Source organism: Streptomyces sp. PH9007 (genome assembly GCF_059813725.1).
The window spans coordinates 2,301,975-2,323,066 of sequence record NZ_CM187440.1; the positions used below are offsets into that span (position 1 = coordinate 2,301,975).

A 21,092-nucleotide genomic window follows, 5' to 3' on the forward strand; every position below is an offset into this window, starting at 1 on the left:
GCCTCACAGGTGGTGCGGGGGCTTCTCGTTCAGGAACCGGATCAGATCGCCCGGCGTGCCGTCCTCGGCGGGACGGTCGCCCCAGCCCTGATCGGTGTCGTCGGCGGAACGGCGCTCCAGCGGATCGTCGAAGATCAGCGACGCCGGCGCGACCGCCGGCACCGGCCGGGACGACGACGGGGCGGCGGGCTGTTCGGGAGTGCTGCTCATGACCCCAGCGTACGGTCCGCCCGGGACCGGTCCGGCGTCGAGCGCCTCGTGCCACCACACATCACGCCCGGGGGTCCAGGGCACGGGCCTGGCCAGCTGCTGCACCACCAGGACGGAGTGGACGTCGGGGCAGGCCCATAAGGCGCGGTCCAGTCCGGACTTGACGTCCCGGACGGTGCCGTCGACGGAACAGCTCCCGGCGGTGATCACCACCCTGGCACCCGAGGTGCGGATGCGATGGCGGATGAAGCCCAGGTGGTCCCCGACCGGGAGGGTCAGACGCAGGGCCTCGAGCCTGATACAGGCGAGGGTCACCACCACCGACTCCAGGGACATGGGGAGCAGAACGGCGACCCGGTCCCCGGGGCGCACGCCGAGCTTCGCCAGCGCCACAGCCGCCCGCTCACCCTGATCGAGGAGCTGGGTGTGGTTGAGCACGTCGACCGGGCCATGTTGATCCACCATCATGACGGCAGCCTGACGGGAGGCGATTGACGTCGGCTAAACGACCGCTGTACGCCTGGCCCGCTCATCGCGGAGCGTGGTAATGCTGCTCATATGAGTAATCCGAAGTGGCCTACGGGGCCCGCTGACGCCCTGACAGACGTACCCGGTATCCGGGTGGGTCATGCCCAGCGGATCGGGGACGGCTGGCTGACGGGGGTGACGGTGGTGCTGGCCCCGGAGGGCGGGGCGGTCGGCGCGGTTGATGTCCGGGGCGGCGGTCCCGGCACCCGGGAGACCGATGTGCTGGACCCGCGGAATCTCGTGGAACGGGTGGACGCCGTGGTGCTGACGGGCGGCAGCGCCTTCGGACTCGACGCCGCGTCGGGGGTGGTCGGCTGGCTGGAGGAGCACGGCCGGGGTTTCCGGATCGGCCCGGAGCCTGGTCAGGTCGTGCCGATCGTCCCGGCGGCGGTGCTGTTCGACCTGGGCCGGGGCGGCGACTGGCGCGCCCGCCCGGACGCGGCACTGGGCCGCGCCGCCGTCGAGCACGCGGCATCCCAGGAGACCGGCCCCGGCGTGCCCGTCGCCATGGGCACGATCGGCGCGGGCACCGGAGCCACCACAGGAGCGGGAACGGGGCGGCGGGAGGGGGAGGGGGAGGGGGGAGGGGCCCCCGGGAGGTGGTTCAAGCTCAAGGGCGGGATCGGCACGGCCAGCGCCGTGCTGCCAAACGGCGTCACGGTCGCCGCGCTGGCCGCCGTCAACGCGGCCGGCTCGCCGGTCGACCCCGACACCGGCGCGTTCTACGGCGACGACCCCGGCCACCCACTGCCGGCACCGGCTCAGCACGGGCAAGCCCGCCGCCTGCTGGCCGAGGCCGGGGCGGCCAGCGACCGCCGCTCCCCCACCGCCAACCGCCCTCCGCTGAACACCACCCTCGCCGTGATCGCCACCGACGCCGTTCTGTCCCCCGCCCAGGCCCAGAAACTCGCCGGCAGCGCGCACGACGGACTGGCCCGGGCCATCCGCCCCGTCCACCTCATGACCGACGGCGACACCGTCTTCACCCTCGCCACGGCCACCCGCCCGCTCACCCACCCCGACGGCACCCCACCCGACCCCGAGTCCCCCATCGAGGGCGCGCTGATCCTCTCCGAACTCCTCAGCGCCGGCACCGACGTCCTCACCCGCGCCATCGTCAAAGGCATCCGCGCGGCCACGGGAACCGACACCCCGGGCGGCCACTACCCCGCATACCGCGAGCTGTACGAGAACTGACGGAGCAGCGGAGGCGGGGACGAACCCCTCCCTCTTCCCGCCCAGTGGCTGCGAGAATGACCAGCAAGAGCGAGTTGGTCGACCGGCCTGAGCCCCCAACGCACCTGCCGCACCCATCGACACCAAGCAGGCCACCCGAAATGCCCCGAAGGACCGATAGACCCAATTCCCCACAAGCGGGCAAAACTGCCAGCGCCCCCACATAAATCCCCAGGTCGCTCCCACTGCTCCCCGCGCTCGCGGGGGTGTTCCCTCTTCCCAGAACGTCACGGCGCGGCCTTCGGTCTGCTCCCCGCGCTCGCGTGGGTGTTCCCAGCGCCGTGCACGGCCACTTCGCGGGGGCGCTGTTCCCCGCGTCTGCGGGGGTATGGCCACCGACAGCTGGCCGCCCTAGTTGGGCATGGCGGACGCGCCCTTGCTTCTGGCTCGTCGGTTCGGGTGTGGGGTGGGGTTCGCCGTAGGGTTCGGGTGGGTTCTTTGGCCGATGTGGTTTCCGCGTTCAACTTCAGGACACAGCGTGCGTGATCAGACGATCTCCGAGTATCTGTCCCAGCTCGCCGACCGGGTGCCCGCGCCCGGCGGGGGTGCCGCCGCCGCCTTGCATGCCGCGCAGGGCGCCGCCCTGCTCGGCATGGTGGCCCGCTACACCACCGGTGAGAAGTACGCCGAACACCGCGACGCCGTCGAGCGGATCATCACGGAGACGGACACGGTGCGCGCCGCCGCCCTCCGCGTCGGGGAGGAGGACGCCGCCGCGTTCACCGCCGTCATCAACGCGTACCGGCTGCCCAAGGGCGAGCGGGCCGAGGCCGTCGCCCATGCTCTCGCCGGTGCCGCCCGGCCGCCGGCCGAGGTGGTCGGGCTGGCCCGGGCCGTCGTCGAACTCGCCACCGAGCTGCTGCCCATCGGCAACCGCAACGTCATCACCGACATCGCCGCCGCCACCGAGGCGGCCCGGGCCGCCGCCACCACCGCCCGGATCAATGTCGAGATCAACCTCGGCGGGATCAAGGACGAGGCCCTGCGCACCGAACTGACCGCCGTCATCGCCGCCGTCGACGGCATCGCCGACCGCGCCGCCCAGCTCACCGACGCCGTACGCCTGGAGATCGCCCCGTGACCGACCTGTTGTCCGGCCGCGAGTACGCCGCCCGCCTGCGGGAACGTACGGCGGCGGAGGCCGCCCGCCTCGCCGCGTCCGGTACGCCGCCCCGGCTCGCCGTCGTCACGGCGACCGCCGACGAGTCCAGCGCCTGGTACGTCCGGTCCATCGCCCGGGCCGCCGAGAAGTGCGGCATCCACTGCGACATCGCCGACCTCGGCCCGCAGGCCACGCCCGCCGACATCGGCGCCCGCCTGGCCGCGCTCAGCGCCGACCACGCCACCCACGGCATCATCCTGCAGACCCCCCTCCCGCCCGGCGCCAACGCCCAGGAGCTGGCCGCCGAGATCGCCGTCGCCAAGGACGTGGACGGCGCCAACCCGCTCTCCCTGGGCCGGCTCGCGGCCGGGCTGCCCGCCTTCGCCCCGGCCACCGCCGAGGCGGTCGTCGCCGTTCTCGACGCCCACGGGATCGAGGTGGCGGGCCGTCATGTCGCCGTCGTCGGCCGTTCCACCGTCGTCGGCAAGCCGGCCGCCCTGCTGCTCCTGGACCGGGACGCGACGGTCACCGTCGCGCACTCCCGTACCAAGGACCTGGCCGCGATCACCGGCGCCGCCGACATCGTCGTGGCGGCGGTCGGCCGTCCCGGGCTGATCACCGCCGACCACATCCGCCCCGGCGCGATCCTGGTCGACGTCGGCACCAACCCCACCCCGGACGGCGGGCTCACCGGCGACATCGACGCCGCTTCCGTCGACGGGCGGGCCGCGGCGCTCACCCCGGTGCCCGGCGGGGTCGGCCCGGTGACGACCGCGCTGCTGCTCCAGCACACGGTGCGGGCGGCGGCGGAGGCCGCCGGCGCCTGACGCACCGCCTCACCGGGAGCGGCGGCGCGCGGCCTCGATCTCCGCGTAGTGGCGGCGGGTCCAGGCGCACAGGCCGAACACGGTCCCGCGCAGTTCGCGCCCCGCCTCGGTGAGCCGGTACTCGACGCTCGGCGGCACGGTCGGGTGGACGGTGCGGTGCACCACCGCGTCGCGTTCCAGCGCGCGCAGCGTCTGGGCGAGCATCTTGTGGCTGATGCCGGGGACCTGCCGCCTGAGTTCGCTGAACCGCAGCGTCCGGTCGGCCAGCGTCTCCAGGATGAGCAGCGCCCACTTGCCGGCCACGCCGGTGAAGATCTCCCGTGCCAGGGCGGGTACGGGGTCCGGGCTTTCAGCCGGGCCGGAGGCGGTTTCCATCGGGTGACCTTCTCACGGAAAAGTGCGTTCTTCCAGGTCAGAGCTTACTTCCCTACGGTTACCGAGGAACGTTCGGAAACCTCACCCGTCAGGGAGCACCCGCATGGCCATTCTGAAGACGTATGCCCGGCTGTGGTCCGACAGCCTCGATCAGGCCCTGCCGCTGCTGGAGCGGCTGACCGGCGCCGCCCCCGATCTGCGGGTCGGCTTCGAGTCGGTCGAGCTGGCCGCCGTCGGCGACCTGCTGGTGATCGCGGGTCCGCCGGGTGAGCGGGCGAAGTACGCGCACGCCTCGGCCACGGTGGTGGTCGATGACCTGGATGAGGTGATGGCCGCCCTGGCCGAGGCCGGTGCGACCATCACCACGCCCGTCGCCACCTCCCCCACGGGGCGTTTCCTGTACGCGCGGCACGCGGACGGGGCGGAGGTCGAGTACGTCGAGTGGGTCCCGGAGCTGGTGCGGCGGATCATCCACCGCTGACCGGCTCCGGGGCGCTCACGCGGAGGCCGGGGCCGCGGCGACGGCCGGGGGCGCCGTCGTACCGGCCGCCTCCGGTGCCGCTGCGGGTTTCGTGCCGCGGCGGCTCTTGAGGAGGATGACGAGGGCGGTGCTGACGGCGGTACCCGCCGCGATCGCGATCAGGTACAGGAACGGGCTGCCGATCAGCGGGACGACGAACACCCCGCCGTGCGGCGCCCGCAGCGTGTTGTCGAACGCCATGGTGAGCGCGCCGGTGACCGCACCGCCCGCCATCGCGGACGGGATGACCCGCAGCGGGTCGGCGGCGGCGAACGGGATGGCGCCCTCGGAGATGAACGAGGCGCCCAGCACCCAGGCCGCCTTGCCGTTCTCCTTCTCCGTCTTGGTGAAGAGCTTGCCGCGCACGGTGGTGGCCAGCGCCATGGCCAGCGGGGGGACCATGCCGGCCGCCATCACGGTGGCCATGATCTTCAGGCTGGTGTCGCTGGGGTCGGCGACGGCGATGCCGCCGGTGGCGAAGGCGTAGGCCACCTTGTTGACCGGGCCGCCGAGGTCGAAGCACATCATCAGGCCGAGCAGCACGCCCAGCAGGACAGCGTTGCTTCCGCTGAGTCCTTCCAGCCAGTCGGTGAGGCCGGACTGGGCGGAGGCGATGGGCTTGCCGATGACGATGAACATCAGGAAGCCGACGATCGCCGACGAGATGAGCGGGATGACGACCACGGGCATGATGCCGCGCAGCGGGGCGGGTACGTTGACCCGCTGGATGGCCCTCACCACGGCGCCCGCGACGAGGCCGGCGGCGAGGCCGCCGAGGAATCCGGCGTCGATGGTGATGGCGATGGCGCCGCCGACGAAGCCGGGGACGAGTCCTGGCCGGTCGGCCATGCCGTAGGCGATGTAGCCGGCGAGTACGGGGATGAGGAAGCCGAAGGCGGCGCCGCCGATCTGGAAGAGCAGGGCCGCCCAGCTGTGGGCCTCGGTCCAGACGAAGTGGTCGGCGACGGAGGGGGCGTCGCTGATCTCGTAGCCGCCGAGTGCGAAGCCGAGGGCGATCATCAGACCGCCGGCGGCGACGAACGGCACCATGTAGCTGACGCCGGTCATCAGCCAGGTACGCAGCCGGGTGCCGAAGCCGTCGCCGTTGTCGGCGGGTTCGCCGGTCCGGTCCATGGGGGCTGTCGCGGGGGTGCCGGCGGGGGTCTCGGCGGCGCGGCGCCTGGCTTCGGCGAGGAGTTCGGCGGGGCGGTTGATGGCGGCCTTGACGCCGACGTCGACGGTGGGTTTGCCGGCGAACCGGTCCCGTTCCCGTACCTCCACGTCGTGGGCGAAGATCACGGCGTCGGCGGCGGCGATGACGGCGGGGTCCAGGCGTTCGAAGCCGGCGGAGCCCTGGGTCTCGACGTGGATGTGGACGCCCTCGGCCTGGGCGGCCCGGTCGAGTGACTCGGCGGCCATGTAGGTGTGGGCGATGCCGGTGGGGCAGGAGGTGACGGCGACGAGCCGGAACGGTTCCGCGCCGTCCCCGTCCGCTGCGCCGTCCGTGCCCCTGTCCGCCGCGCCGGTGTCCTGCGACTCCCCGGCCGGCGCCTCGTCCGCGTTGCCGCCCTCAACGTCGTCCTCGGCGGCGTCGGCGGCGTCGGCGGCCTCGGCCTGCGGGTCCTCTCCCCTGATCAGGGCCGCCGCCCGCGCCGCCGAGGTCTCGGCGCGCAGCGCGTCGGTGAACTCCGCCCGCATCAGGTCGCGGGCCAGCGTGGACAGGATGCTGAGGTGGTCCTGGTCGGCGCCGGCCGGGGCGGCGATGAGGAAAACGAGGGTCGCGGGGCCGTCGGCCGCGCCGAAGTCGATGCCCCGCGCGCTGCGCCCGAAGGCGAGCGTGGGCCGGGTGACGTGGGCGCTGCGGCAGTGGGGTATGCCGATGCCGCCTTCGAGCCCGGTGGGCATCTGGGCCTCGCGGGCGGCGACGTCGGCGAGGAAGCCGTCCAGGTCGGTGACGCGTCCGGCGGCGACCATGCGGCGGGCCAGGGCCCGGGCCGCTTCGTCCTTGGTGCCGGCGGTCAGGTCGAGGTCCACCAAATCAGCGGTGATCAGGGGAGTGTTCATCTCGTGGCTCCATCGAGGGGGCGGTCCAGCGGTACGTCGGTGGTGACGGTCACCGTCTCCGGTCGCAGGTCGTCGGGGGTGGGCATGACAGAGCCCGGGAGTTGTACGGCGGCGGCGCCGTGGGCGAGTGCGGCGGCCAGGGCGGCGGGGCCGGTGCCGCCGGCGGTGAGGAAGCCGGCGAGTGAGGCGTCCCCGGCGCCGACATCGCTGCGGACGGCGGTGACCCGGGCGCTGCCGAAGTGGGTGCCGCTGTCGTCGACGAGCAGCTGTCCGGTGGCACCGAGGCTGGCGAGGACGGCGCGGGCGCCGGCGGCGCGCAGTTCCCCGGCGGCCTTGACGGCGTCGCCGACGGTGGCCAGGGGGCGGCCGACGGCTTCGGCGAGTTCTTCGGCGTTGGGCTTGATCACATCGGGGCGTTCGCGCAGCGCGGCCAGCAGCGCGGGTCCCGAGGTGTCGAGGGCGATGCGGGCGCCGGCCCGGTGGGTGCGGGCGACGAGGTCGGCGTACCAGTGGCTGCCGACCCCGCCGGGGAGGCTGCCGCAGCACACGGTCCAGCGGGCTCGGCCGGCGTGGTGGCGGGCGGTTTCCAGCAGGGTCTCGGTCTCGGCGCCGGTCAGCCGGGGACCGGCGGCGTTGAGTTTGGTGAGGGTTCCGTCGGGTTCGGCGATGGAGACGTTGACGCGCGTGGAGCCGGCCACGGGGACGCCGATGACCTCGACGCCGAGTCCGGTCAGCAGGTCGGCGAGGAGCGCGCCCTCGGCGCCGCCGAGTGGCAGGACGGCGGTGGTGGGCAGGCCCGCGGCGGCGACGGCGCGAGAGACGTTGACGCCTTTGCCGCCGGGGTCGACGCGGTCGGTGCCGGCGCGCAGTACGGCGCCGCGTTCCAGGGCGGGGATCTCGTAGGTGCGGTCCAGGCTGGGGTTGGGGGTGATGGTGAGGATCATGCGCGGACGACCTCCGTTCCCTTGTCCTCGATGGCGCGTGCGGCGTCGTCGCTGAGGCCGGTGTCGGTGATGAGCAGGTCGACCTGTTCCAGGGTGCCGAACCGGGCGAAGTGGTCTTCGCCGTACTTGCGGGAGTCGGCGAGGAGGACGACGCGGCGGGCGGCGGAGATCTGGGCGCGTTTGACGGCGGCTTCGGCGAGATCGACGGTGGTGAGTCCGGAGTCGGTGCCGAAGCCGTTGGTGGCGAGGAAGAGGACGTCGGCGGTGATCTCGCCGTAGGCGCGCAGGGCCCAGGCGTCGACGGCGGCGCGGGTGCGGTGCCGGACGCGGCCGCCGACGATGTGGAGTTCGATGCCGGGGTGGTCGGCGAGGCGGGTGGCGAGCGGCAGGCCGTGGGTGACGACGGTGAGGGCGGCGTCCGGGGGGAGGGCTGCGGCGAGGGCGGCGGTGGTGGTGCCGGCGTCGAGGATGATGCTGCCGTCCTGGGGCAGGTGGTCCAGGGCCGCGGCGGCGATGCGTTCCTTCTCGCCGACGGCGGTGCTCTCGCGTTCGCTGAGGTCGGGTTCGAAGTCGAGGCGGCCGACGGGGATGGCGCCGCCGTGCACGCGGCGCAGGAGGCCGGCGCGGCCGAGGGCGTTGAGGTCGCGGCGGATGGTTTCGGCGGTGACCTGGAACTCGTCGGCGAGCGCGAGGACCTCGACCCGGCCGCGTTCGCGGGCGAGGTGGAGGATGGCCTGCTGCCTCTCCGGTGCGTACATCTGTGTTTGCGTCCGTTCTACGCCCGAACATGTGGTTTCGGCGTCAGATTACGTCCGTACTGCCGGAAAGTAAACAGATCCGGAAACGAACGGACCCCCGTGGCCGCAGTGGCCACGGGGGTCCGTACGAACGGGGAGTGTCCGCCGGTCAGTGCGCCAGCACCGGAACCGGCTCGCCCTCCCGGCCCTCACCGGCGGGAGCCTCCTGGCCCCGCGCCGCCGAGGCGCCCTTGCCGTTGATGAGCACACCGGCGATGGCCGCCGACAGCAGCAGGATGCCGAACGCCCACCAGATGCCCCGGCTGAACCCGTGCACCTGGCCCTCCAGCGCCAGCAGCCCCTGGGCCTGCTCGCTCATGCCCACCTGGGTGCGCGCCGCGAGGTAGGAGGTGGTGGCGGAGGCGGCGATGGTGTTGAGCAGCGCCGTGCCGATGGCGCCGCCGACCTGCTGCGAGGTGTTGACCATGGCGGAGGCGATCCCGGCGTCGGCCGGCTGCACCCCGCCGGTGGCCAGCTGCATGGCCGGCATCATCGCGGTGCCCAGACCCAGGCCGATCAGCACCATCGCGGGCAGGATCAGCAGCGGGTACGAGGTGTCCATCCCGATCTGGGTCAGCAGCAGCATGCCGAGGGCGGCGACGAGGTAGCCGGGCACCATCAGGCGGCGCGGCGGCACCCGCAGCATCAGCCGGGTGGCGATCTGCGTCGAGCCGGTGATCATGCCCGCCACCATCGGCAGGAAGGCGACGCCGGTGACCACCGGCGAGTACCCCTTGATCAGCTGCATGTAGAAGGTGAGGAACAGGAACAGGCCGAACATCCCGATCACCGCGATGCCGGTGGCCGCGTACGCGCCGCCCCGGTTGCGGTCGAGCACCACGCGCAGTGGCAGCAGCGGGTGCGCGACCCGTGCCTCGACCGCAACGAACGAGGCCAGCAGCACGACGGCCGCCACGAACATGCCGACGGTCACGCCGTCGCCCCAGCCCGCTTCCTCGGCACGGCTGAAGCCGTACACCAGGGCGACCAGGCCCCCGGTGGCCAGGAGGACACCGGGCAGGTCGAGCGGGGAGCGGTTGCGCGAGCCCTCGGGCTCCTTGATCAGCGCGATGGCGCCGGCGATGGCGACGACCGCGAAGGGGATGTTGACGTAGAAGGTCCAGCGCCAGTCGAGGTACTCGGTGAGCACTCCGCCCAGCAGCAGGCCGACGGCGCCGCCGGCGCCCGCGATGGCGCCGAAGATGCCGAACGCCTTGGCGCGTTCCTTGGCCTCGGTGAACATCACGGTGAGCAGGGAGAGCGCGGCCGGGGCCAGCAGGGCGGCGAAGACGCCCTGGAGGGCGCGGGAGGCGAACAGTAGGCCGGAGTTCTGTGCCGCGCCGCCGAGGGCGGAGGCCAGGGCGAAGCCGACCAGTCCGGTGATGAAGGCGTTGCGCCGGCCCCACAGGTCGGCGATGCGGCCGCCGAAGAGCAGCAGTCCGCCGAAGGCGAGGGCGTAGGCGGTGATGACCCACTGACGGTTGCCGTCGGACAGGCCGAGGTCCTCCTGGGCGGAGGGCAGGGCGATGTTGACGATGGTGGCGTCCAGGACGACCATCAGCTGCGCTATGGCGATGAAGGTCAGGATGCGCCAGCGGCGCGGATCGAGCGCGCCGGGGGCCGGGCTCACGGATGCTTCCGGTGGCATGGGGCAGTTACCTCACGTTGCGATTTTTGGTAAAACCTGGGCAAAGAGGACTCGGTTGGGCGCACCGGGTCCGGTGGTGTCGTGACGGGGTGGATCAGATGAACTCGTCTTCGAGGTCTGCCACCTGGGCGGCGGTTCCCGGGAGCTCGGAGCGCGCCGGGGCGCGCAGTCCGTCCAGGAAGATCTGGAGATGGCGGCGGGCCAGGACCTCACCGCCGGAGCAGCGGGTGCCGGGCAGCGGGCGGGTGAGCCGGCTGATGGCGATCAGCAGGTCTCCCGCGCCCACGTCGTGCCGCAGCTGGCCCGCCTCCTGGGCCCGTTCCACGAGCCGGCCGCAGACGTCGAGCAGGCGGTCGCGGCTGGCGGTCAGCTGCTGGTCGCCGGGGTCGATGCTGACGCCGATGGCGGGACAGAGCGCGCCGATGCGCTCGTCGGTGGAGCCGAGGACGGTCCGGCGCAGTGCCTCGAAGGGGTCGCTCTCCTCCTCCAGGGCCCGCTGTGCGCGCTCGGTGATCCGGTCGTTGACGTAGAGCACCACGTGATAGAGGAGCGATTCCCGGTCGGGGAAGTGCCGGTAGAGGGTGGCGTTGCCGACGCCGGCCTGCCGGGCGATGTCGTCCAGGGGAGCGTCCTTGCCGTCGGCGACGAACGCGTCGCGCGCGGCGGCCAGGATCCGCTCCCGGTTGCGCACGGCGTCCGCGCGCAGCCGGGGCGGCCGGGTCCGTGCCGCTGTGGCGCACTCGCTCGTCATGGTCGCCGCCTTCTGATGCCGGGGTGATCGGGTAAGTGGGGAGTGGCTCCCCGCTTGGACATACGGAAGTCAAAACGGGGAAGCCCTCCCCGGTTATTTCGGCTGCCGCTGTGCGGTGGGTCACAGCACAGCGACATGGTCACCCGCCCGCGAGGGATAATGGGGCACATCAGGTGATGTGTGCGTAAAACACCCTCTGGAGGTGTGTGATGACCCTCCTTCCCGTTACGGCCGGGGTGGACGGCTCGGCGGAGGGTTCGGCCGCCGCCCACTGGGCCGCCGAAGAGGCGGTACGGCGCGGGCTGCGGCTGCGGCTGGTGCACGGCTGGGGCCTGGCCTCGCCCCTGGAGCCGGTGGTGGACCGGGCCAGTGACGAGCAGCGGCGGGCGCAGCGGCTGCTGCGCGAGGCGCAGGACACGCTGCTGAACCGGCACCCGCGGCTGAACGTGTCCCTGGAGGCGATGGCGGACGGGCCGCGGACAGCGCTGCTGGACGTCTCGCACGACTCGGAGCTGCTGGCGCTGGGCTCGCGCGGGCTCGGCCCGCTGGCCGGGTTCCTGCTGGGCTCGGTGAGCGGCCACATCGTGGGGAACACCGCGTGCCCGGTGGTCGTGGTGCGCTCGTCCGGCGGGACGGCGGACGGCGACCCCGGCGGTGAGACCGGCGGTGAGGCCGAGGTGGTGGTGGGGCTGAAGCATCTGGATCGGCCGGACGAGGCGCTGCTGGAGTTCGCGTTCACCGCGGCGGCCGGTCGCCGAGTCCCGCTGCGGGTCGTGCACGCGGGCGAGGAGCACGACACGGAGGTGGGGGCGGCCGTGGCGCGCTGGCGGACGGCCCATCCGCAGGTGGTGGTGGTCGAGACGGCGGTGGCGGGGAGCGCCTCACCGGTGCTGCTGGCGGCGGCGGCCGACGCGGCGCTGGTGGTCGTGGGGCGGGGCCGCAGCAGGGTGGGCCCGGTGGTGCACGGCCTGCTGCATCACGCGCACAGCCCGGTGGCGGTCGTCCCGCACAGCTGAGCACCGCCGGCACGTACCCGGCGTACAGCGCCCGTACCCGAGGGGTACGGGCCCGTCCGTGCGGTCCTGCGGCCCCGGAACGCGCCGATGCCCGGCGAGGGGGTGCCGGGCATCACTGAAGCCAAGGGCCCCTGCCCGGTGTTTTACTTCCGGGCCCTCGATGCTGTGCACCTTCTCCACTTCATCGAGGTGGTCCTTGGCTCCAGTTCCAGCATGCCACCTCATGCGGCATAACGCTACATAGGGGGCAGATTTCTCAGATCGCCGCCGCGGAGAGCCGCCGCAGCGCCAGATCGGCGTACAGCGCCGCCCCGTCCGGCAGGACGGACTCGTCGAACACCGCCAGCGGCGAGTGGTTGCTGGGCGCCGTCTCCGGGTCGGCGCCCAGCGGGGTCGCGCCCAGGAAGATCATCGCCCCGGGCACCGCGTCGATCACCCGCGAGAAGTCCTCGGCCCCCAGGCTCGGGTTGTCCATCGGCGCGAACCGCTCCTCCCCCAGCAGCTCCCGTACCGCGTGCGCCGCGAAGTCGGTCTCCGCGCGGTCGTTCACCGTCACCGGGTACTGCTCGGAGAAGACCGCGTCCACCTCCACCCCGTACGCCGCCGCGATCCCCCGGCACACCGCCACCGTGCCCTCCCGCAGCCGCTCCAGGTTCTCCGGCGAGAAGCAGCGGATCGTCGCCTGGAACTCGGCGGTGTCCGGGATGATGTTGGTGGCCGTACCGGCGTGGAACGTGCCCACGGTCAGCACGACCGGGTCGAACACGTCGAAGGACCGGGTGATCCAGGTCTGCAGCGCGCCCACCATTTCGGCGGCCGGCGGGATCGGGTCCTTCCCCCGGTGCGGGGAACTGCCGTGCGCGCCCGCGCCCCGCACCGTCACCGACAGGACGTTCGAGGAGGCCATCTGCGGCCCGCCGCGCGCCGTGAACACCCCGGCCGGCCAGCTGTGCGACATCACGTGCAGCGCGTACGCGGCCACCGGGGGCTGCCCGGTCCCGGCCGCGTCCAGGACTCCCTCGGCCAGCATCCGCCCGGCGCCGTCGTAGCCCTCCTCGCCCGGCTGGAACATGAAGATCACATTGCCGGCCAGCCGGTCCCGCCGCGTGCTCAGCAGCTGGGCGGCGCCCGCCAGCATGGTGGTGTGCAGATCGTGGCCGCAGGCGTGCATCCGCTCCACCGGGGCGGCGAAGTCCAGGCCGCTGCGCTCGGCCAGCGGCAGCGCGTCCATGTCACCGCGCAGCAGCACGGTGGGCCCGGGCAGCGCGCCGCGCAGCACGCCGGTCACCGAGCTGAGCCCCTGCCCGGTGGTGATCTCCAGCGGCAGGCCGTCCAGAGCGGCCAGCACCGCCTCCTGGGTACGGGGCAGGTCGAGGCCGACCTCGGGGAGGGCGTGCAGCGTGCGGCGCAGCTGGGTCAGCTCACCGGCCAGCGCGCCGGCGTCGTCGGTCAGGGAGGCACTGCTCGTCGTGGTGGTCATCGTTCGCGGGGCTCCTTCGGTGCTGTGCCGGGTGATGCGGGGCGTGCGGGGGAAGCGGGGTCGTCGTCGACCCGGATCACGGGGGTGAGGATGGTCGCGTTGCCCTCGGGCTCGGTGGACGCCTTCCCGGCGCTGTCGCTGACTCTGATCAGCAGCGCGACCAGCAGGAAGTTCGCCACCGTCGAGGAGCCGCCCTGCGCCAGGAACGGCAGGGCCTTGCCGGTCAGCGGGATCAGCCCGGTGACGCCGCCCGCCACCACGAAGACCTGGAGCGCGATGACCGTGCCCAGACCGGCCGCCAGCAGCTTCCCGAACGGGTCGGTCACCGACAGCGCGGTCCGCAGCGCCCGCTCGATCAGCAGCACGTACAGGAAGATCACCGCGGTGACCCCTGCCAGGCCCAGCTCCTCACCGACCGTGGACAGGATGAAGTCCGAGCGCCCCGCGAAGCCGATCAGATCCGGGTGCCCCTGCCCCAGGCCCGTCCCGGTGAGGCCGCCGGTGCCGAAGCTGAACAGCGCCTGCGCCGACTGGTCCGAGATCAGGCCCGGCGGGCGCTGCTCGGGCGGCAGATAGATCGCCATCGGGTCCAGCCACGCCTGGACGCGGCCCTTGACGTGCGGCTGGGTCGCGGCCACCAGGACCGTGCCGCCCACCGCCATCAGCCCGCCGAGCACCACCCAGCTGGTGCGCTCAGTGGCGATGTACAGCATCACGATGAACACGCCGAAGAAGATCAGCGAGGTGCCCAGGTCACGCTCGTAGAACAGCACCACCAGCGAGACGCCCCACACCAGCAGCACCGGGCCGGCGTTGCGGCCACGGGGCAGGGCCAGGCCGAGGAAGCGGCGGCCGACCAGGGCCAGCGCGTCGCGGTTGGCCATCAGATAGCTGGCGAAGAACACCACGATCATGACCTTGACGAACTCGCCCGGCTGGAGGGAGAGCGGGCCGAGGTTGATCCACCGCTTGGCGCCGTACATGTCGGCGCCGAAGAACGCCGGGGCCATCAGCAGCAGCAGCGAGATCGCCATGCCGACGTAGGTGTAGCGGGCCAGCAGGCGGTGGTGGCGCAGCACGACGAGGACGGCCACGAGCAGGCCGATGCCGATGACGGTCCAGGTGGCCTGGTTGGCGGCGACGGGCTCGGAGCCGTACCGCAGGGCGTAGGAGTGGTCCAGGCGGTCCATGAGGATCAGGCCGAGCCCGGAGAGCATGACGGTGACCGGCAGGATCAGCGGGTCGGCGTGCCGGGCGAAGCGGCGTACCGCCAGATGGGCGGCGAGCGCGGCGCCGCCGAGGCCCGCGGCATAGGCGGGCAGGCCGGTCGGTACCGCGTCGTACAGGGCCAGTCCGGCGGTGGCGTGTCCGGCGGCGCAGATGAGGACGGCGAGCAGGATGAGCACCAGCTCGGTGTTGCGGCGGTGCGCGATCCACCGTCTGATGTCGGCGCGCGGGTCCCCGCCGCCGTCCGCGCCCCGCCCCTTGCGCCCCATGTCCCTGCCCCGTCCCGCCCCTGGTCGCCGTGGTGGCTGCTCGCCTTTTCGCCGAACTTACCCCGGGTGATGCCCCCAGGTCACCAGCGGGTGACGCGTACCTGGTGGGAGCCGTCGGGGTGGGCGGCGAGGACCTCGACACGGATCCGGGCATCGTCGTCGGTGAAGGTTTCGCCGGGGACGAAGGGGGCATCGGTCAGCTCCGCGGTCACCTGCGGGTCGGGCAGCGCCTGGCAGCCGGCCGAGCCGGGGGTGGCGTCCTCCACCCGGACGGGGCCCTGGCCGGTGGGGACGGCGGCGTCCACCCGGGATATGAGCACGCCCGGGCGGCACACGACGCGGTCGAGTTCGCCGCGGGCGCGCACCTCGACGGCGATCGCCTCGCTGTCCCCGGTGCGCAGGGCGAGCAGCTTCAGCCCGGTGGCGGGGTCCGAGACCGGGCGCAGCAGATGGTCGCTGACCCCGGCGCCGCCCGGGACGCACACCACCTCGTGGGGCAGCAGCCAGCCCAGCTTCCACTTGTGCCAGGCCAGGAAGTCGTTCGTGGGGCCCCAGTCCTGTTCCATCACGTCCCAGTGGCCGGCCAGCAGCGGGGCGCTGTCCTGGCCGGTCCAGTACAGGTCGGGCAGGCCGAAGGCGTGGCCGTTCTCGTGCACCAGGACCCGGTAGGGGCTCTCGCCCGGCTGGCGGCTCCAGATGAAGCTGACGTTGGAGAGCGTCCCGGAGGAGGTCTGGGCCAGCGGGCGGCCGGGGAAGGACACGGAGAGCACCTTCTCGGTGGCGGGAGGGCCGGCGTTCGCGGTGGCCAGCACGTTGACCAGGTCGTACGCGGACAGGTCCAGGTCCTCGCCGTCGAGTGCGGCGGCGATCTCCGTCAGCAGCCGGTTGTAGCCCTGCGGATCGTCCGGGTGCCAGCCGGCGCCGCGGTCGATGCCGTACGCCTCGAAGGGCTGGGACATGCGCAGCCAGCGGTGGACGGGCTCGGCCCGGTAGTCGAGCCGCCCGTAGGAGCTGGTGGCGAAGTACTCGCTGGTGGCCGGGAAGAACTCGGCGAACCGTTCCTCCGTCGTCCCGCGCGCCTCGGAGCCGGGGAAGTCGATGAACACGGTGAGGGCGGTGACGACGCCGGTGGTGGCGCTGTAGCCGGGCGAGGTGGGCATGCCGACGCTGAGCCCCTCGTGCTCGGCGGGCGCGCAGGAGCCCTCCACGGCGGCGGCGGCGCGCAGCAGGTGGGCGGGGAGTACGGAGGCCGTGCCCGGTGTTGAACCCATGACCAGGGCAAGGGATCCGCCGACGGCGATGAAGGCTCGCCGGGGGCGGCTGGGTATGTGGGGCATCTCGCTTCTCGCCCTTCCCCGCCGGGCGGCCGCCCGGGGTGCGGGCGGCGGCGGTGGCGGTCCGGTCGGAGGTGGAGGCCGGTTGGGAATCCACCTTCGGCCGCGAAAAGGGGGGCCGCGCGCCGAATGACGCATCCGGGTGGCGGGCACCCGCGCAACCATCGGAGGGCGCCGTTCGTCTTCACCGACGTGGGGGTGAGCACGGGTGAGGTGCGGCATGGGGTACCGGACAAGATCACAGACCCGTCGTGGGCGGGCAGGATACTGCATCGGCAGAAAAAGATGCGTCGCTTGGGAATTCTGTCCGGATTCCCGTCGTTGATTCGTTACGGACGCGGGAGGCGAGGGGGCATCCCAGGCGTCCGGGTTGACCAGCGCGTCAATCGAACAGCATTCGATCACTCGCAAGGGAGCACGTATGGCAACCCGTGCCGTCGCCCGACGTAAGGACACCGTGGAGGGTGCCGAGTCGACGGGCAGTGTCCGGTCCAGTGCAGGCGGCGATGCCACCGAGCGCGATCTCGTGGGGATGTATCTCGATGAGATAGCCCGCACCCCGCTGCTGGACGCGGCGAAAGAGGTCGAGCTGTCCCTCGCGATCGAGGCGGGGCTGTTCGCGGAGCGTCTGCTGAACGGCGGCGAACCGCCCGTCACCCAGGGGCCCGCCGCCGACATCACCCACGACGAGCTCGAGGCGATCGTGGCAGCCGGCGAACGTGCCAAGGACGTCTTCATCCGCTCCAACCTGCGCCTGGTGGTCGCCGTCGCACGGCGCTACCCGCGCAGCGGCCTGCCGCTGCTCGACCTGATCCAGGAGGGCAACGCCGGCCTGGTGCGGGCGGTGGAGAAGTTCGACTACAGCAAGGGCTTCAAGTTCTCGACGTACGCGACCTGGTGGATCCGGCAGGCCATCACCCGCTCGATCGCCGACCAGTCGCGCACCATCCGGCTCCCCGTCCACCTGGTGGAGGAGCTGGGCCGGATCCGGCGCGTGCAGCGGGAGTTCAACCGCGAGCAGGGCCGCGAGCCGGAGCCCTCGGAGGTGGCGGCCGAGCTGGGCTCCACACCCGAGCGGGTGCAGGACGTCCTGGACTGGGCGCGCGACCCGGTCTCGCTGAACATGTCGGTGGACGACGAGGGCGAGACCCAGTTCGGGGACCTGCTGGAGGACACCTCGGCGGCATCGCCCGAGCAGTCCGTGCTGGTGATGCTGCGCCGCGAGGGCCTGGAGGACCTGATCGGCCGCCTCGACCAGCGGACCGCGGCGATCATCCGCGCCCGCTACGGCATCGAGGACGGCCGCGAACGGACGCTGACGGAGGTCGGCAAGCAGCACGGCCTCACCCGTGAGCGCATCCGGCAGATAGAGAAGCACGCCCTGCTGGAGCTGAAGAAGATGGCCAGCGACTCCGGCTTCGACGCCGCCGCGTAACAGCACCCGCCGATCGCGGCACGACCCACACGACGCACACACCGACGACGAGAACCGAGGTCCCGGCGGAAGACCGCCGGGACCTCCTCACGCGTCGGGGCGCGGCCCGCTCAGCGCAGCAGCCCCGCACCGTGCAACTCGTCGAAGACCAGCCGCGTGACGGCGGAGACCCGCTCGCGATCCGCGTACCCCAGCCAGATCAGCTCCTCGATCTCGCTGCTGGGCGCGAGCGTTCCCTCGTACCCGGCGGTGTAGCAGGTCATGCGCACCCTGGTGCCGGAGTCCTTGCCGTGCGCCGGTGCCTCGAAGGTCCCGGCGTGCACCGCGCCGGCCGGGTCGATGGAGACGGTCAGCTCCTCGGCGATCTCGCGCACCAGGGTCTCGGTGTCGCTCTCGCCCGGCTCGCGCTTGCCGCCGGGGAGATAGCAGGTGTCCTTGCCCCGGGAGCGCGCGCCCAGAACCTTCCCGTCCTCAAGACGCAGCCATGCGACCTTGTCGATGATGGTCATCGTCGTCCGTTCACTGGTAGAAATTGCGGTCCCAGCGGTGCCGGGCGAGGATCCGGCGTTCCTCGTCCGTCAGCGGCGGGGCGTCGCCCACCGGCACGTTGCGCTCCACGTTGCGGACCGTGCGCATGCCCACGATGACCGTGGAGACGCCGGGGCCCGAGGTGGCGAAGCGCAGCGCGGTGCGGGCGATCTCATCCTCCCCGATGCCCAGGTCGGAGACGATGGCCGCCACCCGCTCCTCGACCTGGGCGGCCCGCTCGCCGCGGAAGTACTGGTTGCGCCAGTCGCCCTCGGGGAACGGCTGCCCGGCCCTGGCCGATGCCCCAGGCTCCGTAGCCGATCTCCGACACCCGGGCGCCTGTGGTGCCCAGTTCGCGGTAGCGCATGTGTGTGCTCGTTCCTGTGCTCGGTTCTCCACGGCGGGGTGCGCACGTCGCGCGGTACCCCGTCCGACGGCGGCACGGTGACCGGTGCGGGCCGCCGTCCGCACCGCCTTTTCACCACTCCCCGAGAGGGGTCAGGCGGTGGCGGCGGCCCAGTACGCGCCGGTCGGGTAGGTGTACGCGGCCACGCTCTCCTCGTGCATCCGCGCGCTGTACCCGGGGGCGGACGGCAGGACGTACGCGCCCTCCCGCACCACGCACGGGTCGGTGAAGTGCTCGTGCAGGTGGTCGACGTACTCGGTGACCCGGCCCTCCAGCGAGCCGGACACCGCGACGTAGTCGAAAACCGACAGATGCTGGACCAGCTCGCACAGCCCCACGCCGCCCGCGTGCGGACACACCGGCACGCCGAACTTCTTCGCCATCAGATACACCGCGATGATCTCGTTGACGCTGGCGAGCCGGGCCGCGTCCAGCTGGCAGAAGTCGATCGCCTCCGCCTGGAACATCTGCTTGAACAGCACCCGGTTCATGCCGTGTTCGCCGGTCGCCACCCCGATCGGCGCGACGGCGCGGCGGATCGCGGCGTGGCCCAGGATGTCGTCCGGGCTGGTGGGCTCCTCGATCCACAACGGCTTGAACTCGGCCAGCGCGCCGACCCACTCGATGGCCTGCGGCACGTCCCACACCTGGTTGGCGTCGATCATCAGCTGGGCGTGCTCGTACCCGATGACCTCCCGGGCGATGCGCAGCCGCCGGACGTCCTCCGCCAGGCTGCCGCCCACCTTGAGCTTGATGTGCCGGTACCCGGAGTCCACCGCCTCCTGGCACAGCCGGCGCAGCTTGTCGTCGGAGTAGCCGAGCCAGCCGGCGCTGGTGGTGTAGCAGGGGTAGCCGGTGCTCGACAGTTCGGCGACGCGCCGCTCGCGGGTGGGGGCGAGTTCGGCGAGCAGGCCGATCGCCTCGTCCCGGGTCAGGACGTCGGACAGATAGCTCAGGTCGGCGACGTCGACGAGTTCGGCGGGGGTCATGTCGGTGAGCAGCCGCCACAGCGGCTTGCCGGCCACCCGCCCGGCGAGGTCCCACACGGCGTTCATCACGGCGGCCAGCGCCAGGTGCTCCACGCCCTTGTCGGGCCCGAGCCAGCGCAGTTGGGAGTCGGACTTCAGCTCCCGGTACGTGCCGCCGAGGTCTCCCACCACTTCCTCGACGCTCCGCCCGACCAGCGGCCGGCCGCGCAAGCGCGCGGCGAGCACGCAGATGTCGTTGCCGCGCCCGATGGTGAACGTGAAGCCGAACCCGGACAGCTGAGGGTCATCGGTCCTGATGACGACGTACGCGGCGGAGTAGTCCCCGTCCTTGTTCATGGCGTCCGAGCCGTCCATGGTCGCCGAGGTCGGGAACCGGACATCTATCGCGTCGACACTGACGATGGTGGTCATCGTTCCTCCACACTCGGGGGTACGGATCCGACGAAGCATAGATCCGCCGCCGCGAAGCCGTCCCTGCTCACCCGCTACACTGACCGCGGCGGCGACCAGCCGTCCCGCCTCCGTAGCTCAGGGGATAGAGCACGGCTCTCCTAAAGCCGGTGTCGCAGGTTCGAATCCTGCCGGGGGCACAGCTCATGAGCGGCCGCCGGCCGTTCGCGCCCGGATCACCGGCGCGCGGGCCGCGCGGCACCGCCCGAACGGCGGAGACTGACGGACACACCCGCGGGTTACCCATGTTCTCCGGGTCCGTCTCGGAGCGGGCTCCGAGCGGACGCAGCAGACGACACCCCGCGGGCGCCATGGACCTTCCCATCCTCCCGCTGGCCATCACCATGGTGGCCGGCCCCCAGATCATCTCGGCGATCATCTTCGTCACCGTGCCCCGCGCGACACGGGTCTCGCTGGCCTTCCTGTGCGGCGTGGCCCTGGCCGTGACAGCCGGCGTCCTGGTCATGCTCCTGGTCGCCCATCTGCTGGGCAACGCCGTGCACTTGGGCAGTGAGTCCGACAAGGGCTCGGCGGGCAACATCATCAAGTACGTGCTGGTGGGGCTGCTGGCCCTGCTGGCGCTGAAGAACTGGCGCGGCCGGGAGAGCGCCGAGCCGCCCAAGTGGCTCGGCACGCTGATGTCGGCCGGTGCCGCACGGGCGTTCACCGTGGGGATGCTGGTCATCGGGCTGATGCCGTCCGACCTGATCGTGCTGCTGACGGTGGGCGTTCATCTGGAACAACGGCATGCCGGGTTCGCCGCCGCCCTGCCGTTCATCGTGGCGACGGTGCTGATCGCCGCGCTGCCTTTGCTGCTGCGCTCACTCTTCCGTCGCCGGGCGGAGACCGCCATGCCGGCCGTGCGGGACTGGATGAACAGTCACAGCTGGCTGATCAACATCGGCGTCTGCGTGCTCTTCATCGCTCTGGTGCTGTCCGGGGCGTGAGTCCGCCGG

At 72.4% G+C, this 21,092-nt stretch carries 20 protein-coding genes and 1 tRNA gene; 8 read left to right on the forward strand and 13 right to left on the reverse strand.

All coding sequences use genetic code 11. From position 1 onward, the window contains the following. Positions 1–3: 3 nt before the first annotated feature. Positions 4–678 (reverse strand): AMP-binding protein, encoded by a 675-nt coding sequence (locus ACTFAP_RS10370; RefSeq protein WP_453855699.1) that lies wholly within the window; start codon positions 676–678, stop codon positions 4–6. 90 nt (positions 679–768) lie between these two features. Here ACTFAP_RS10370 and ACTFAP_RS10375 point away from each other — a divergent pair, with 90 nt between their 5' ends. The 3 genes from ACTFAP_RS10375 to ACTFAP_RS10385 all read left to right on the forward strand — a co-directional run bounded on the left by ACTFAP_RS10375 (position 769) and on the right by ACTFAP_RS10385 (position 3,903). Then, positions 769–1,935, forward strand: coding sequence for a P1 family peptidase (locus ACTFAP_RS10375; RefSeq protein ID WP_500468886.1), 1,167 nt, complete (start codon positions 769–771; stop codon positions 1,933–1,935). A gap of 517 nt (positions 1,936–2,452) precedes the next feature. Next, the gene (locus ACTFAP_RS10380; protein ID WP_495684350.1) at positions 2,453–3,055 is read left to right on the forward strand and encodes a cyclodeaminase/cyclohydrolase family protein; all 603 of its coding nucleotides are present in this window, start codon (positions 2,453–2,455) and stop codon (positions 3,053–3,055) included. Continuing rightward, positions 3,052–3,903, forward strand: a complete 852-nt coding sequence (locus tag ACTFAP_RS10385) for a bifunctional 5,10-methylenetetrahydrofolate dehydrogenase/5,10-methenyltetrahydrofolate cyclohydrolase (RefSeq protein ID WP_500468887.1) — start codon at positions 3,052–3,054, stop codon at positions 3,901–3,903. Before ACTFAP_RS10380 ends, ACTFAP_RS10385 begins: the two co-directional genes overlap by 4 nt. Before the next feature lie 9 nt (positions 3,904–3,912). Here the strand turns inward: ACTFAP_RS10385 and ACTFAP_RS10390 are convergent, their stop codons facing one another. Beyond that, positions 3,913–4,278 carry a winged helix-turn-helix transcriptional regulator gene (locus ACTFAP_RS10390; protein WP_390122056.1) on the reverse strand — a complete coding sequence of 122 codons (366 nt, stop codon included), beginning with the start codon at positions 4,276–4,278 and terminating at the stop codon, positions 3,913–3,915. A 103-nt stretch (positions 4,279–4,381) separates the two neighbouring features. On the opposite strand from ACTFAP_RS10390, the gene ACTFAP_RS10395 reads away from it, so the two are divergent. Further along, the gene (locus ACTFAP_RS10395) at positions 4,382–4,759 is read left to right on the forward strand and encodes a VOC family protein (RefSeq protein ID WP_500468888.1); all 378 of its coding nucleotides are present in this window, start codon (positions 4,382–4,384) and stop codon (positions 4,757–4,759) included. Positions 4,760–4,774: 15 nt separating this feature from the next. On the opposite strand, the gene ACTFAP_RS10400 is transcribed toward ACTFAP_RS10395, so the two are convergent. The 5 genes from ACTFAP_RS10400 to ACTFAP_RS10420 all read right to left on the reverse strand — a co-directional run bounded on the left by ACTFAP_RS10400 (position 4,775) and on the right by ACTFAP_RS10420 (position 11,002). Then, entirely contained in the window at positions 4,775–6,862 is a 2,088-nt protein-coding gene (locus ACTFAP_RS10400; RefSeq protein ID WP_500468889.1) for a PTS fructose transporter subunit IIABC, read from the reverse strand. After that, a complete protein-coding gene (gene pfkB, locus ACTFAP_RS10405; RefSeq protein ID WP_495684354.1) occupies positions 6,859–7,806 on the reverse strand; it encodes a 1-phosphofructokinase in 948 nt (315 codons plus the stop codon). The genes ACTFAP_RS10400 and pfkB overlap by 4 nt, the downstream gene beginning before the upstream one ends. Then, a complete protein-coding gene (locus ACTFAP_RS10410) occupies positions 7,803–8,564 on the reverse strand; it encodes a DeoR/GlpR family DNA-binding transcription regulator (protein WP_046723688.1) in 762 nt (253 codons plus the stop codon). Before ACTFAP_RS10410 ends, pfkB begins: the two co-directional genes overlap by 4 nt. Before the next feature lie 148 nt (positions 8,565–8,712). After that, positions 8,713–10,251 carry an MFS transporter gene (locus ACTFAP_RS10415; RefSeq protein ID WP_500468890.1) on the reverse strand — a complete coding sequence of 513 codons (1,539 nt, stop codon included), beginning with the start codon at positions 10,249–10,251 and terminating at the stop codon, positions 8,713–8,715. Positions 10,252–10,345: 94 nt separating this feature from the next. Beyond that, on the reverse strand, positions 10,346–11,002 hold the full coding sequence (locus tag ACTFAP_RS10420) for a TetR/AcrR family transcriptional regulator (protein ID WP_390122062.1): 657 nt from the start codon (positions 11,000–11,002) through the stop codon (positions 10,346–10,348). A 209-nt stretch (positions 11,003–11,211) separates the two neighbouring features. On the opposite strand from ACTFAP_RS10420, the gene ACTFAP_RS10425 reads away from it, so the two are divergent. Then, positions 11,212–12,018 (forward strand): universal stress protein, encoded by an 807-nt coding sequence (locus ACTFAP_RS10425; RefSeq protein WP_500468891.1) that lies wholly within the window; start codon positions 11,212–11,214, stop codon positions 12,016–12,018. A 256-nt stretch (positions 12,019–12,274) separates the two neighbouring features. Here ACTFAP_RS10425 and ACTFAP_RS10430 read toward each other — a convergent pair whose 3' ends face one another. The 3 genes from ACTFAP_RS10430 to ACTFAP_RS10440 all read right to left on the reverse strand — a co-directional run bounded on the left by ACTFAP_RS10430 (position 12,275) and on the right by ACTFAP_RS10440 (position 16,331). Then, a complete protein-coding gene (locus ACTFAP_RS10430; protein ID WP_495684357.1) occupies positions 12,275–13,498 on the reverse strand; it encodes an amidohydrolase in 1,224 nt (407 codons plus the stop codon). Beyond that, positions 13,495–14,994, reverse strand: coding sequence for an FtsW/RodA/SpoVE family cell cycle protein (locus ACTFAP_RS10435; protein ID WP_495684358.1), 1,500 nt, complete (start codon positions 14,992–14,994; stop codon positions 13,495–13,497). Before ACTFAP_RS10435 ends, ACTFAP_RS10430 begins: the two co-directional genes overlap by 4 nt. A gap of 80 nt (positions 14,995–15,074) precedes the next feature. Continuing rightward, positions 15,075–16,331, reverse strand: a complete 1,257-nt coding sequence (locus tag ACTFAP_RS10440) for a M6 family metalloprotease domain-containing protein (protein WP_390122066.1) — start codon at positions 16,329–16,331, stop codon at positions 15,075–15,077. Positions 16,332–16,749: 418 nt separating this feature from the next. On the opposite strand from ACTFAP_RS10440, the gene ACTFAP_RS10445 reads away from it, so the two are divergent. After that, positions 16,750–17,763 carry a sigma-70 family RNA polymerase sigma factor gene (locus ACTFAP_RS10445; RefSeq protein WP_390122067.1) on the forward strand — a complete coding sequence of 338 codons (1,014 nt, stop codon included), beginning with the start codon at positions 16,750–16,752 and terminating at the stop codon, positions 17,761–17,763. 110 nt (positions 17,764–17,873) lie between these two features. Here the strand turns inward: ACTFAP_RS10445 and ACTFAP_RS10450 are convergent, their stop codons facing one another. The 3 genes from ACTFAP_RS10450 to ACTFAP_RS10460 all read right to left on the reverse strand — a co-directional run bounded on the left by ACTFAP_RS10450 (position 17,874) and on the right by ACTFAP_RS10460 (position 20,097). Continuing rightward, complete coding sequence (locus tag ACTFAP_RS10450) at positions 17,874–18,272, reverse strand: NUDIX hydrolase (protein ID WP_500468892.1); 399 nt, start codon at positions 18,270–18,272, stop codon at positions 17,874–17,876. Positions 18,273–18,282: 10 nt separating this feature from the next. After that, complete coding sequence (locus tag ACTFAP_RS10455) at positions 18,283–18,504, reverse strand: aldo/keto reductase (protein WP_495684359.1); 222 nt, start codon at positions 18,502–18,504, stop codon at positions 18,283–18,285. Between the two features lie 285 nt (positions 18,505–18,789). Further along, positions 18,790–20,097, reverse strand: coding sequence for an enolase C-terminal domain-like protein (locus ACTFAP_RS10460; protein ID WP_500468893.1), 1,308 nt, complete (start codon positions 20,095–20,097; stop codon positions 18,790–18,792). Positions 20,098–20,203: 106 nt separating this feature from the next. On the opposite strand from ACTFAP_RS10460, the gene ACTFAP_RS10465 reads away from it, so the two are divergent. Together ACTFAP_RS10465 and ACTFAP_RS10470 are read left to right on the forward strand one after the other, a co-directional pair. Further along, positions 20,204–20,276: transfer RNA gene (locus tag ACTFAP_RS10465), tRNA-Arg, on the forward strand. 171 nt (positions 20,277–20,447) lie between these two features. Beyond that, on the forward strand, positions 20,448–21,083 hold the full coding sequence (locus ACTFAP_RS10470; protein WP_500468894.1) for a GAP family protein: 636 nt from the start codon (positions 20,448–20,450) through the stop codon (positions 21,081–21,083). The last annotated feature ends 9 nt before the right edge of the window (positions 21,084–21,092 follow it).